Source organism: Streptomyces sp. DSM 118878, from assembly GCF_052936595.1.
This window is the reverse complement of sequence record NZ_CP193622.1, coordinates 1,098,627-1,111,464: the sequence shown is the minus strand read 5'-3', so window position 1 is coordinate 1,111,464 and position 12,838 is coordinate 1,098,627. Positions and strand designations below refer to the sequence as shown.

General features: G+C 69.0%; 12 protein-coding genes and 1 pseudogene. 7 read left to right on the top strand and 6 right to left on the bottom strand.

Translation table 11 applies throughout. The annotated features are described in order from the left end of the window. Window positions 1-241: 241 nt before the first annotated feature. Complete coding sequence (locus tag ACRAKF_RS04590; RefSeq protein WP_447035507.1) at window positions 242-829, bottom strand: hypothetical protein; 588 nt, start codon at window positions 827-829, stop codon at window positions 242-244. A 152-nt stretch (window positions 830-981) separates the two neighbouring features. Beyond that, the gene (locus ACRAKF_RS04585) at window positions 982-1,185 is read right to left on the bottom strand and encodes a hypothetical protein (RefSeq protein ID WP_447035506.1); all 204 of its coding nucleotides are present in this window, start codon (window positions 1,183-1,185) and stop codon (window positions 982-984) included. 64 nt (window positions 1,186-1,249) lie between these two features. Here ACRAKF_RS04585 and ACRAKF_RS04580 point away from each other — a divergent pair, with 64 nt between their 5' ends. Next, window positions 1,250-1,405, top strand: a complete 156-nt coding sequence (locus ACRAKF_RS04580) for a hypothetical protein (RefSeq protein WP_447035505.1) — start codon at window positions 1,250-1,252, stop codon at window positions 1,403-1,405. 26 nt (window positions 1,406-1,431) lie between these two features. On the opposite strand, the pseudogene ACRAKF_RS04575 reads toward ACRAKF_RS04580, so the two are convergent. Continuing rightward, window positions 1,432-2,007 (bottom strand): annotated as a pseudogene (locus ACRAKF_RS04575) (amidohydrolase family protein); the annotation flags it as partial. A 103-nt stretch (window positions 2,008-2,110) separates the two neighbouring features. On the opposite strand from ACRAKF_RS04575, the gene ACRAKF_RS04570 reads away from it, so the two are divergent. Then, window positions 2,111-2,578, top strand: a complete 468-nt coding sequence (locus tag ACRAKF_RS04570) for a MarR family winged helix-turn-helix transcriptional regulator (RefSeq protein ID WP_447035504.1) — start codon at window positions 2,111-2,113, stop codon at window positions 2,576-2,578. A 153-nt stretch (window positions 2,579-2,731) separates the two neighbouring features. Here ACRAKF_RS04570 and ACRAKF_RS04565 read toward each other — a convergent pair whose 3' ends face one another. Together ACRAKF_RS04565 and ACRAKF_RS04560 are read right to left on the bottom strand one after the other, a co-directional pair. Beyond that, window positions 2,732-2,929, bottom strand: a complete 198-nt coding sequence (locus tag ACRAKF_RS04565) for a hypothetical protein (protein WP_447035503.1) — start codon at window positions 2,927-2,929, stop codon at window positions 2,732-2,734. A 136-nt stretch (window positions 2,930-3,065) separates the two neighbouring features. Further along, window positions 3,066-3,668, bottom strand: a complete 603-nt coding sequence (locus ACRAKF_RS04560; RefSeq protein WP_447035501.1) for a TetR/AcrR family transcriptional regulator — start codon at window positions 3,666-3,668, stop codon at window positions 3,066-3,068. A 211-nt stretch (window positions 3,669-3,879) separates the two neighbouring features. Between ACRAKF_RS04560 and ACRAKF_RS04555 the strand changes: the two genes are divergently transcribed. The 4 genes from ACRAKF_RS04555 to ACRAKF_RS04540 are packed head-to-tail and all read left to right on the top strand — an operon-like array spanning window position 3,880 to window position 7,395. Then, entirely contained in the window at window positions 3,880-5,196 is a 1,317-nt protein-coding gene (locus ACRAKF_RS04555) for an MFS transporter (RefSeq protein WP_447035500.1), read from the top strand. After that, a complete protein-coding gene (locus tag ACRAKF_RS04550; protein ID WP_447035499.1) occupies window positions 5,189-6,154 on the top strand; it encodes a D-2-hydroxyacid dehydrogenase family protein in 966 nt (321 codons plus the stop codon). Before ACRAKF_RS04555 ends, ACRAKF_RS04550 begins: the two co-directional genes overlap by 8 nt. A 49-nt stretch (window positions 6,155-6,203) precedes the next feature. Continuing rightward, the gene (locus ACRAKF_RS04545) at window positions 6,204-7,112 is read left to right on the top strand and encodes an MBL fold metallo-hydrolase (RefSeq protein ID WP_447035498.1); all 909 of its coding nucleotides are present in this window, start codon (window positions 6,204-6,206) and stop codon (window positions 7,110-7,112) included. 25 nt (window positions 7,113-7,137) lie between these two features. Next, window positions 7,138-7,395, top strand: a complete 258-nt coding sequence (locus ACRAKF_RS04540; RefSeq protein ID WP_447035497.1) for a hypothetical protein — start codon at window positions 7,138-7,140, stop codon at window positions 7,393-7,395. A gap of 1,001 nt (window positions 7,396-8,396) precedes the next feature. Here ACRAKF_RS04540 and ACRAKF_RS04535 read toward each other — a convergent pair. Further along, window positions 8,397-9,311 (bottom strand): MBL fold metallo-hydrolase, encoded by a 915-nt coding sequence (locus ACRAKF_RS04535; protein WP_447035496.1) that lies wholly within the window; start codon window positions 9,309-9,311, stop codon window positions 8,397-8,399. A 608-nt stretch (window positions 9,312-9,919) separates the two neighbouring features. Here ACRAKF_RS04535 and ACRAKF_RS04530 point away from each other — a divergent pair. Further along, window positions 9,920-12,694 (top strand): ATP-binding protein, encoded by a 2,775-nt coding sequence (locus tag ACRAKF_RS04530; RefSeq protein ID WP_447035495.1) that lies wholly within the window; start codon window positions 9,920-9,922, stop codon window positions 12,692-12,694. Window positions 12,695-12,838: the final 144 nt, after the last annotated feature.

The window sequence follows — 12,838 nt, the reverse complement described above, 5'->3', positions numbered from 1 at the left end:
ACCGACTGCGCCGCCCCCTGCGTGTCCCGCCGTAATGGCGCACTGGGCGGCCCTCACCTCCACCCGTCCATCCGCTCCGCCGTGCTGCCTGGGCTGCCGGCTGGCCCGGGCGTCACGAGGTGGCGAGCGGGGAGCAACCCGGAAACGCAAAAAATGCGGCCTTCGCTGCCCGGTTCGAGACCGGGTGGCGAGGGCCGCTTCGTGCTCTCAGTAGCTTGCTCGGCACTTCGAGGCCGGGCGGTCAGCGGGCCTCTTTCTGTTCCACTCGCTCGCGGGCTGTCTGGTCGAGGAGTTGCTGGTCGGTTCGCTTGCTGTGCCAGATGGCTCCTTCGATCCGATCAGAGTCCTGGGCCCAGGTGCGGTCGATGACGGGGCGGATGTGGTTGTGCCGGAGCAGGGCGGAGCCTGCCTTGCGGTTCCGGCTGAACCAGAGCGCGCTCTTCTCATGCCGCTTGAGGCTGCCGCCGTGGAGGGGAGAGAGGACGCCCTGCATCCGGGCCGGGGAGTAGGCGTGTGTGGGCGCGGAGGGCTCTCGCCAGGAGTCGACGGTGGCCCAGTGCGCTATGGCGTCGCCGAATTCGGGCTTGTCGGTGTAGGGGTAGCTGATGCGGCGATTGATCTCGTCGAGGAAGCGGAGCTGGCCGAGGAGAGTCCCGCCCGCGCGGCGGCGCCAGTGGGGCGAGGCGATGCCGCGATCCGTCGCTTCCCACGTCCGTGTCGCCCGCTGGTCGAAGCCCCTAAACCCCCTGCGGGACGTAACGTGACTGCGGGCCTGCATCGTGCGCAGACTCACCCCCAGCTCGCCTGCCTTCGCCTCGATCCGCTCCATCAGCGAACGCAGGGCCGGGTCGTACTCGGGCCGCGGCCGTGTGCCCGGACCGGCACCAGGAGGCAGGCCGTCTCGACCTCCACCATGTGCCGTTCCCATCCGTGCGCCGCCGACCGCACCGCCTCCGGCAGCACCGCCAGTAGATCCGAAGGCTAAAGCGCCGGCAGCGGATCCGTGCCGGTCAACGTGAAGTCCGGCGACGCCACCAGATACGACGCCAGCACCACCGACTCCGCCCCGCCCTGCGAGCGCAGCCGCACTGACGTCCCGGCCAGGCCAACCACCTGGTGGTCACCGTCGTCGTAAGTGATCCAGTCCCCGGGCCGCAGCACGGGGATGTTCCGTCCGGCCGTCACCGCACCGGCCCTGCCGCCACCAGCGTCCCGGCGTGCAGCGGCACCGACACATCCGCTTCCACTCGTGCGACCACAGCAGATGGAACAGCACCGGCAGCACCGCGACCGGGTCTCCCACCGCCGCGGCCCCGTCCATCAGCGCCAGCGGCTCGGCGAACACATCCCGCAGGCCGGAGGCGACCGGCTCCACCCGGTGCCGTGGCGTGCGATAGCCCGCTAGCTGTACTGATCGGAGACGTTAGTCATCTTGGCTTCGGCGACACCGGCGTTCATGGTGGCCTGGTCGAGCGAGGGCAGCCCGGGATGCCCCTCCACGCTGCCGTCGTCGATCATGAACTTGATGAAGTCGGAGCCACGGGCGAGGAGTTGGGGCACGAACGCGGCCGCTTCCGCGGGCGTGCTGGAGAACGGCATCAGGGGCATTACCGGGGGAAGATCCCACTTCGGCCGGAAGCCTTCGGGCATCAGCTCACTCGGGTGGCCACCGGGCGGTGTGATGGCGAAGCCTGAAGAGCGCACGTCAGCCAGGGTGTCGTCGTCGGCGATGGGCATCCTGTTCTCCCGGGTGTTCATCCCCTGCATCTCCAGTTCGGTCGTCACCCCGAACCTCAGGGCGAGCGCCAGGGAACCCGGGGCGGAGTGGACATGGGCGTCAATGAGCCCCGGCAGTAGCGTGGCGCCGCTGCCGTCGACGATCTCGCTGCCCTGAGGGGCGTCGCCACCGACACGGGCGATCCGCCCGCCGTCGATGACCACGGTTTGCACGCCAGTCGCCTTCTCCCCGTCGAAGATCTGCGCGCCTGTGATCGCGGTGAGCGCCATAGCGGTCGGCCTCGTTTCCTCACTCGTCCATGATTTACATATCCAGCGCTATGGAATTACCTGATGGTATGCAAATGTATGGACCGGGCCTAGACTCGGTCGCATGAGCAGCGTGTCCTTCTCCGAACAGTCGTCCGACGACCTTGCGCTGGATCAGATCGGCCCGGCGCTGTCACGGCTGCGCCGCCGTGCACCGGCATCGAGCAAGGACCTGTCCCGCAACCTCGTACTCAACGTGATCGCCGATGCGCCGGGCGAGATGACCGTCGGTGGCCTTGCTGCCGAGATGGGCGTCGCCCAGCCGGTGGCAAGCCGGACCGTCGCCGCCTGCATCACGGACGGTCTGCTGCGCCGGTCGGCGTCCCAGTCCGACGGACGCCGCACCGTGCTCGAACTCACTGAACATGGCGAGGCCGAACGCAACCGCTTCGCCGCCGAACAGCGCAAAGCGTTCGAGGAGATCACCGCTACCTGGCCACCCGAGGAGCGGATCCAGTTCGCACGCCTCTTGGCTCGATACGGAGCTGACGCCACTGCATGGTCCAGGAAACAGGTAGCAGACCGCGACTGAAAGAGCAGTGCCCCGACACTCGCATCATGGCGTGGAAGCCCTCCTCCGTGGGGCCACGTCTGCTTTGTTGAAGATCGTACTCAGTGGACGGGTGCGCCACCGAACGACACCTCGCCGGACGCCTGGTGGTGCTGCCCGACGAAGGCCCTCGACCTAGCCTTGCCGACCGAGCCGGGCGGCGTTCAGCGGCACAGTGGGCAACAAGGTCTTGCCGTCGAGGTCGGCCAGGGGCAGTGACACCGCCCTCACCTTGATCGGCCTGGGCTCGCGAGCGCTCAGCCTGCTACTTCTCGGCAGCAAGAAGACCCCGACGCGATTTTGCTGGCGACGGCCCAGATCGAACGCCGACAAGCCGTCGCTCCTTGCCCGTCGAGGGCGACGAGGGGGTCCGCGGGTCCGGCGCTCGGTGTGGGGGGTGTCACGGCGACGACGTCACCGTGGTGGATCGGCCTGATTTTTGGCCGAGAGCAGATTCGCTCCATCTTCCCTACCTGCGCCGCCAGTTGCCGAGCAGTACGTCGACTGCCGTGTGCAGGGTCGCTGCGGCCACGCCGTCGCGCAACTGCGTGGAGAGGCCCAGGAGGAAGCCGTGGACCATGGTCGTCACTCCATCGATGTCGATGTCCTCATCGAGTTCACCCGCGGCGACGCCCCGCTCCGCGCAGGCCCTGATGCGCACCCGGTCCGCTTCTCGCCGCGCCATCACGGTCTCGCGCACTCCGGCGTACTCCTGCCCCGGTGCCCGCATCGTGCCGGACAGGGCGATGAGGCAGCCGGTGGGGTGGGACAAGTCGGCCTGCATGTCGATCGAGCCGTGCAGCAGGCCGGCCACGGCCTCTCGCGGGCTGACCGTTTCGTCCTCGATGACGTCTATGGCGCCGCCCGGCCCTTTCATGTAGTGCTCGACGACTTGCTTGAACAGCCCTTCTTTCGAGCCGAAGGCGCCGTACAGGCTCGCAGAGGACAGTCCGGTAGCCGCTCGCAGCTGTGCCAGCGAGGTCGCTTCGTAACCCTGCTCCCAGAACAGCAGCATCGCGGCCTCCAGCACCGCCTCCATGTCGAAGGCGCGGGGACGGCCTGCGGACGGCACATGAACCTCCTGCATTACGGAACGGGCGTTCTGATTCGAGGAGCACTTTCCCCGCCCTCCATATTGGACCAACCGCTCCACAGGACGCCAAGGCGCCTCGAAGTCGGGGTGTCAGCGATCCCTGGCCGCCCACGCGTGACCCTCGTCACTTATGGATCGATCGGTCCATAATGGCTTGACCAGGCCGTCGGGCCAGGGCGAGTATTCCGGCATGAACGATCCAGAATGCAGCAAGGGTGGCGTCGACGTCCACGCTCCGCTGAGCCGTGCGATGGTGCTGTTGCTGGCAGTGACGTGCGGCGCTGCAGTCGCGAACATCTACTACGCGCAACCATTGCTGCCCGTGCTCTCCAAGGCACTAGGGGTCTCCGAGGGGGCCGGAGGTCTGATCGTCACCGCCTCCCAGATCGGCTACGCGCTCTCGCTGGCACTGCTGGTGCCCCTGGGCGACGTACTGGAGCGTCGTCGGCTGGTGAGCGGGCTGCTCGTGCTGAGCGCCGTCGCTCTCCTGGGCACGGCGGCAGCCCCTTCACTGGGCGCGCTGTACGCCTCGGTCGCGCTGGTCGGGGTGACCTCCGCCGTGGCGCAGATCGTGGTGCCGATGGCCGCTTCCCTGGCCGCAGACCACGAACGCGGCGCGGTGGTCGGCACGGTCATGAGCGGCCTGCTCATCGGCATCATGCTCGCGCGGACCGTCGCGGGGGCCCTGGCTGAGTTCGGGGACTGGCGGCTGGTGTTCGTCTTCGCGGCGGCCGTCATGGTGGTGCTGGCGATCACCCTGCGCCTGGTTCTGCCTCCCGTACCGCCGACCGCGACGACGCCCTACCCCCGGCTGCTGCGCTCGGTGATGACGCTGGTGCGCACGGAGTCGCTGCTGCGCAGGCGCATGGGTCTGGCGGCGGTCGGCATGGGCGGGTTCACGGTCCTGTGGACCGCCTCGTCGTTCCTGTTGGCCGGCCCCACCTATGGGTACGGCCCGGCGATCATCGGTCTGTTCGGCCTGGTCGGAGTCGTAGGAGCCGCCCTCGCGTCGGTGGCCGGCCGGCTGTCGGACCGCGGCCGCGCCCGACAGGTGACCACTGGCGGGCTGATCGTGCTGACGGGCAGCTGGGGCGTGCTCGTCCTCGCCGGCCTGGGAGGCCCGCTCGGTCTGGGTGCGCTGATGACCGGCATCGTGGCGCTCAATCTTGCACAGCAGGCACTGCTGATCAGTCATCAGAGCGTCCTGTACCGCCGCATCCCGCACGCCCGCAGCCGGGTCACCACAGCGCTCATGGTCTCCGCGTTCGCCGGCAGTACTGTGTCCTCCGCGCTGACAGCGGCGCTGTATCCGCTCGTGGGCTGGGCAGGCGTCTCCGCGCTCGGAGCGGTGATCGCGCTGATCGGCCTCGCGATCTGGTCCCTCGAACTGCTCCGCCCCAGCCCCGCGGAACCGCTCGCCGACCCGTCGGAGGACGAGGACACCCAAGCGGCCCGCGCCTGCGCTGAGCGCACCGGCGCACACGCGAAGGAGACGGCTCGTGCCTGAGGTCCGCCGTGTGGCGATCCTGGACGACTACCAGCACACGGCACACCGTTTCGCCGCCTGGGAAACCTTGCCCGAAGGTGCCCACCTCACGTATTTCTCCGAGCACTTGGGAGGGCCCGAGGAGGTGATCGCCGCACTGCGGCCGTTCGACGTGGTCGTAGCCATGCGTGAGCGCACCCCTTTCCCCGCCGAGGTGCTGGGAAGGTTGCCGAACCTGCGCCTGTTGGTGACCACGGGCCCGGCCAACGCGGCCATCGACAGGGCTGCGGCCGCGCGGCAAGGGATCGTGGTGTCCGGAACTCGCGCCGCAGGACTGACCTCCACGGCCGAGCTGACATGGGGACTCCTGCACGCCTTGACGCGCTCGATCCCCGCCGAGGACCGCAACCTGCGTGACGGCGCCTGGCAGCGCTCCGTGGGGCGTGACCTGCACGGCGCCCGCCTCGGCGTCGTCGGCCTGGGAGGTGTGGGCAGTCGCGTGGCCCAGGTCGGAGTCGCCTTCGGCATGGACGTCGTCGCCTGGAGCGCCCACCTCGATCCGGAGCACGCGAAAGGGCTGGGCGTCACCCCTGTCAGCAAGCGGGAACTGCTGGCCACCTCGGACGTGGTGACGCTCCACGTCCGGCTTTCCCCACGCACCGTCGGCCTCATCGGTGCCGACGAGCTCGCCCTCATGCGGCCGGACGCGCTGCTCGTCAACACCTCCCGGGCACCCGTCGTCGACGAGACGTCGCTGCTGGCCGCTCTGCACGCCGGAACGCTGGGCGGAGTCGCCCTGGACGTCCACTTCACCGAGCCGCTGCCCGCCGGTTCGCCCTGGCGCAATGCCCCGCGGACCGTCCTCGCCCCACACCTGGGCTACGTCACCGCCGACGCCTACGAGATCTTCTACCGCGACGCTCTCGGCGACATCCTCGCCTACGCCGCCGGCGCACCGGTCCGCGTACTCACGCCGTGACCGGGACACGCCCCGCCACCCGCCAGACCAACGATCAGAGGGACTTGCCATGACCGCCAGCGAGCAGACCACCAGCGCCCACCCGCCGCACGACGCCGCCGACGTATCGGGGGGCCGCCTGCCACATCTGTGGACGCGGACGCTGGGCGACCTCACCCTCACCTACGTCCCCGACGCCGGCGTCCACATGATCCCCACCCGGGTCTACCCCGCCTCCGCCGACGAGGACTGGGCGGACCACGGCCCCCATATGACGGACGCGGGCCACCTGGCCATGAGCTGCGGAGCACTGCTTGTCGAGCGTGGAGGGAAGCACCTGCTCCTGGACGCCGGACACGGCAGTATCTCGGGCGAGGATCCCGAACACTTCCAGCACGGTTTCGACCACGTACAGACTCTCCCCGACCACCTGAAGAGCTTGGGCGTCGACCCGGCCACCCTGGAGACGGTCGCCTTCACCCACCTGCACGACGACCACACCGGCTGGGCCCGGCCGGACGCCGTCGACGATCCGCGCAGCCTGTTCCCCAACGCGCGCTGGCTCGTAGGGACAGGTGAACTGGAGGGCCTCGACCCCGCCGCCGGCCCACGGCTCGCCGGACAGGATGAAAGGACCACAGCCGTCGCCGACGGGACCGAGATAGCCGAGGGCGTATGTGCCTGGGCGCTCCCCGGGCACACCACCGGGCACACGGCCTGGGTCCTCGACACCGGTGACGGCCGCCGGGTCGTGGCCTTCGGTGACGCCATGCACTCACCCGTCCAGGTCCAGCACCCCGACTGGGAAGTCGTCCTCGACCACGACCGGGCCGAGGCCGAGGCCTCGCGCCGCCGGCTCGTCGAATTCCTCTCCCAGGACGGTGTTTTCGGTTTCGGCGTGCATTTCGCCGACCAGCAACTCGGAACTGCCGACGCGGGCCGCTGGCGCCCTTGGGAGGACAAGACGGACAACCGGTAAGTCGCCCACCAGTAGCGGCCTCGACATGACGCACGAACCGGGGGCCGCAGCACGCCGCGGTGCGACTGCGGAGCGTCCGCGCCGGACCGTCGCGGACGCTCCGGCTCGGCGGACTGGTCTGAGCCTGTGGTCCTTCCCTCGGGCGGCGGCTGTCAGTAGGCCGGCCGGGCCGCTGCCTGCTCAGGAATTCGACTTCATGGAGGACTGGTTCGACGTCGACCGGCTGCACGGCAGCCTCGGCTACCTCAGTCCAGCCGAGTACGAAGCCGCCCTCGCGGTCTGAACGTGGGGTGCGGCAAGCCTTGCCCAGCTCAACGCGCTATGGAGAGTAGCCGTGACCGGCGCATGTACCAGTGCCGTGCGATGCTAGAGCCGAGCTGACTGCTCGGCTCCTTCGCGCAACGGCTAGAGGCGTCTTCGGGTAGGCAGCCGAAGACGCGTCGATTCGGTCAGCGTGCTGCGGAGGCGGTGTGGCGAATGCCTAACCGATTCCCGTCCAGTGGGATCGAGGGGGACGCAGCCGGATGGAAACGGGCGGGCATGTCCGTTGTTTCGGCATAGTCGAAGGTGAGAGGCGTCGTGCTGTCGGGTTCGAGCCCCACCCGCCCCACGCAGCGTCCCCGGGCAGCGTTCTGACCTGGGGAAACGTGGATTTCGGCCTCCTGCCGACTCATCGGGCCCCTCCACGCGTGGCTTGGCCGACCGGCCGAGGAGCGCTGGGTACGCGACACGCTCGACGAGGCCCGGTCCTGGGTCGCCAGGCAGCATCCGGCCCTGGACATCAGACGCATCAGCTTGAGGAGCTCGCCATCGGCCAGTACGCCTTGAGCGAAGGCGTACTGGCCGTGGTGGCGGGAATGCGGGCCGGCCAGCTGTGGCCGGCTGCTTCGGCGTGTATCTGCAGGTACAACTCGATCCGGAGCCCGGTGTGTCTTCCGAGGGCGTGGGAGCAGTCGACATCCCGCCGCAGGGCTGGAGGCCGGCGTGCGGCAGGATGCCGTCCGTCGTGATCCGCTCCTCGTGATGGGCGCGCCTGCCTTGCCCGTTGCCTCCGCCCGCCCGACAGTCCTGACCGCCTCGGGACGCGAGCGGCTCAAGAAGATGGCCTACGGCCACAAGACCGAGTACCGGCTTCGTCGACGTGCCCAGGTTGTCCTGCATACGGTCCGGAACCGCTTCAACGCCCGAATCGCCGGGAGACCGGGCTGCGTCTGGACACCGTCCGCACCTGGCGCGGCCGGATCGCCGCTCACCGGCTGCCGGCCCCGGGTGACTGAAGCGCGGTCAGTGATCCCAGACGACCGGTACGAAACGGAACGCGTTCCCGGCGACCGCCACGTGGCAGATGGATGGGAACGGCAGGTGAGTGGCGACCAGTTGCTCGCCGCTCGCCGCCAACTCCTGTAGGAGTCGGATCCGGACGCGGGCTGATTCCTCGGGGTCGTGGTCGAAGCCATTGTGCCAATCGGGGCATTCGAACCCGGGCTGGAACACGGCATCGCCGGCGAACGTCAGCCGGTCACCGCCAGACTGCAAGCGGACGATGCTGTGGCCGGGGGTGTGACCGCCAGTGCGACAGACCAATACTCCGGGCGCCACCTCGTACTCCGTCTCGAACGGCCGCAGCTGGCTGCGGTACACGTCGAGGAACCGCGATGCGGTCGTTCGAAGCACTTCCGGCACCGGTGTCGGCATGTCGGTGCGGGAGAAATCAGGCGCTTCCCAGAACTCCGCCTCGGCGGAAGCCAGGTGGACACGCAGATCCGGGCGCAGCCGGCCCCTCAGCCCATCGACGAGCAGCCCGCCGATGTGGTCCATGTGCAAGTGGGTCAGCACCACGTCGGTCACAGAGGCGGGATCAATCCCGGCGGCATCCAGCCGCATGGCCAACTGCCCGGCCCGCGGGAAGCCCGGAAACTCTGTTCCCAGACCGGAGTCGATGAGAATGGTCCGGCCGCCGCTGCGTACCACGGCCACATTCAGTGGCCAGTCGAGTACCTCCGGCGGCAGAAAGCTGTCTTGCAGCCAGGCCGCCAGGTCGGCCTTGGCGGCGTTGGTGGCCATGGTCACGGCGGGAATCGGCAGCACCCCGTCGCTGATCACCATCACGTCGATGTCCCCGACCTTCAGCGCGTAGCGCGACGGAACCAAATCGTCGTACCTCGGTGCATCGGGGTGTCCGACGGTGAACTGTCCCATGTTGTTCTCCTCTTGAGTGAAGACATCGATGGTGCGGAGGGCCGCACCGTTCAGTCATTACTCAGGACCGGACAGCAGCTGGCTTTGTGACAGCCGTCCTACTGCTCCAGCCAGAACTTGAGCCGCCCCTGGTTCGGTCAAGATCTCAGCTTGCCCCGTCGGGGGTATTGAGGATCCCCGACGGGGCAGCGAACAACACCTGGTCGACGGCGGCTACACCTCCCTGGTCCATCTGGAACAGGCAGCCCGGGAACACCGGTCACGGTCACCGGTCCACTGCCGGTGAACTCCACCCGCCTGCCCACAGGGCGCCGCTGCCGCCACCGGGGACAGCCTTCCAGAACTGCCCGGACCAGCACGGGATCCCCCGGCCGAGGTCGTGGCCGTCCGCCAGAGACTGAGCAGACGACACCAAGTTCCCCGACAGAGTCAAGCTCAGCGATATGCGCTGGGCTGACCGCTTGTTGAGTCATCTGAGAGTCATTTGACTGATGCTGGTGTGGCAGTATCTGTGCAGCAACAATCAGCTCAACCTCGACACTCACACCTACGGCAGGACGGTGGGCCTGGATGAGCGGTGCGCGTGGACTGACCGGGGAGCGTAAGCGGTGATCGGGCGGGACGAGGAACTGCGTGTCCTACGCGAGTTGCTGGACCTCGCCGCCGCTGGACACGGCACCGCATTGCTCACCTACGGGGGCGCCGGCGTCGGCAAGTCGACCCTGCTGGGTGCCGTCGACGACGAAGCCACCCGGCGTGGTTTCCGAGTGCTGCGCACCTCAGGGGTGGAGACCGAGCAGTGGCTGCCGTTCGCGGCGTTGCAGCTCCTCCTGCAACCCGCTGCGCGAGGCATCAAAGACCTGCCGGGCCCCTACCGGCAGGCTGTGAACGACGCGTTCGGTGCTACGGAGGCCGACCCGCCGATCCACCGCGTCGGACTCGCCGTACTGGAACTGCTGGCCGACGCGGCCGACCGGCAGCCCCTCCTGCTGCTTGCCGATGACATCCAGTGGGTCGATTCCTCCAGCCGGGACGTGCTCCGGTTCGTCGCACGGCGCACCGGAGACCTGCGGATCCTGATGCTTGCTGCCGCCCGGGTCGACTCCGCCGAGGAGTACGGCATGGGTGTCCACCCGGACATCCGACTGGACCCGCTCGCTCCGGGAGTCGCCGCCGAGCTGCTGGACGCGCGCGCCCCGGACCTGTCGGCGTCGTTGCGGTCTCTCGTCCTGGACCGCGCCTTGGGCAATCCACTGGCTCTGGTGGAACTGCCCAAAGCCGTACGGCACTATCGGGGGCAGCTCGGTGACCTGCCACTGACCCAGAGGCTGGAGGCCGCGTTCGCGGCACGTACCGACTCGGCGAGCGGTGAGTGCCGGGCGTTGCTGCTGGCGTTGGCCAGCGAGCCGACGGCATCGCTGAACGTCCTGTTGGACATCGCCGGCACCCTGTGCGGCTCGCCGGTTTCCCCGCACGCGCTCCAGGAGGCGATCGACGCGGGCCTGGTGGTGCTGGTCGGCCGTACCCCCGAGTTCCGGCATCCGCTGATGCGCTCGGCGGTGTACACCCGTGCTCCCATCGCCGACCGTCTGGCGGTGCACAACGCCTTGGCGGCAGTACTGGACGACAGGCCGGAGCGACAGCTCGTCCACCAGGCGGCAGCTGCCATCGGCCCCGACGACGCGCTCGCCGACCGGCTCGAAACCTTCGCCGACGCCGCGCTGGCCCGGGGCAAGACGGCGGCGGCGGTCCCAGTACTGTGCCAGGCGGCCGATCTCGCCCGGGACGCGCGCCGACGGACCGGCATTTTGGTTCGGGCGGCGGAACTCGCCGATGAGATCAACGATCGGATCACGACCCAACGGCTGCTGGACCAGGTTGACCTGGACGCACTCGGACCGGTGGGGCGGGCTCGGCTCATGGTGGTCTCCGACAGTGCCGCGTTCGAGCAGGGCGCCCCCGAGCGACGTATCCAGGACATGGTCGTGGCGGCGGCCGGCGCGTTCGACGCGGGCGCCGAGGACGTCGCCAGGAATCTGCTGTGGCGTGCCGCGGCCCGCTGCTTCTTCCAGGACGGCGACGCGCGCGTACGCGCCGGCGTCACCGCCGAGCTCGACCGCTGGAACTCCCCACCCGACGCCCCGCACGTGCTCACGGTGCGGGCGTACGCTCAGCCTTATCGATACGGAGCCGAGGTGCTGACACGGCTCGACACGATCGAATCGACCCCCGAGGGCGGCAGGGACACACATTTCCTGGGCAGCGGGGCCATGGGCCTGGGCGACGTCCCCCGCGCCGTCCGCTACCTGGCACCGGCAGTGGCCACCTGGCGGGCACAGGGACGGCTCGGACTCCTCGCCCGCTCCCTGGCCGCCAGCTATTCGCGGTCCTATCTCGGACAGCTCGACCAAGCGCGCGAAGAGTCGACCGAGGGCCTCGCACTGGCCGAGGAGACGGGCGAGTGGCTCATGTGGCTCAGCCTCAAGGCGAACGTCGGACTGGTGGCGGCCCTGCGCGGCGAGTCCGAGTACGCGGCACGGACGATCCGCGAGATGCGCGCTCACCGGCTGTTCCCCGGTATGCCGTTCGCCGCCGCGCGGGCCCAGCAGGTCGATGGCCTGCTCGCGCTCTTCGATGGCCGTCCCACCGAGGCGTACGACATCCTGGCAGCAGCCTTCGATCCGAACGACCCCCACTATCACTCGGTGTGCCGCTGGCTGCTGGTTTCTGATCTGGCGGATGCGGCCGTGGCCGCCGACCGGGTCGCGTCGGCGCGAGAACTCCTTGCCGACCTGCCGGAGCTGACGCGCGTCCTGCCCTCGGAGATGATGACGGTCGCTCACGCCTACACCACCGCGGTACTGGGCCCGGACGGGACCGCCGAGAAGGACTACGTCACGGCGCTCGCCGCGCTGCCAGCCGACTGGACGCTGACCAGGGGCAGACTGCACCTTCACCACGGTCGCCGACTGCGCCGCCGACGCCGCAACGTGGACGCCCGCAAACCTTTGCGTCTCGCCCGGGACGAGTTCCAGCGGATCGGGGCCCGACCCTGGCTGGAGCTGGCAGGCGAACAACTGCGCGCCGCCGGTGAGTCCGGCGGACAGCGGCACGCCAACACAGGCACCCAGATGTCGGCACAGGAGATCCAGATAGCGGTCATGGCGGCACAGGGGCTGAGCAACCGGGAGATCGGACAGCGACTGTTCATCTCGCACCGTACCGTCGGAGCCCATCTCTACCGGATCTATCCGCGCCTGGGGATTACCGGTCGAGGCAAGCTGGCGGCCGCGCTTGCCGCACTGGACACTGAACAGGCTGCGGCCCAAGGCGCCGACTCCCCGGAGGCGACACCGCAAGGCCCGCCACTCACCGTCAAGTGACTGATGTTCTTCGGTCCCCCGCGGGGGACAGTGGGTTCCGGGCGGGCAGCACACCACCTCGGAGGTTGCCTCCCACCGATCACTCTCCTGTCGATCTCGGCGTCGGTGGCACGGATCCGAGTCGGCCGGTGCTCCGTGATCGGA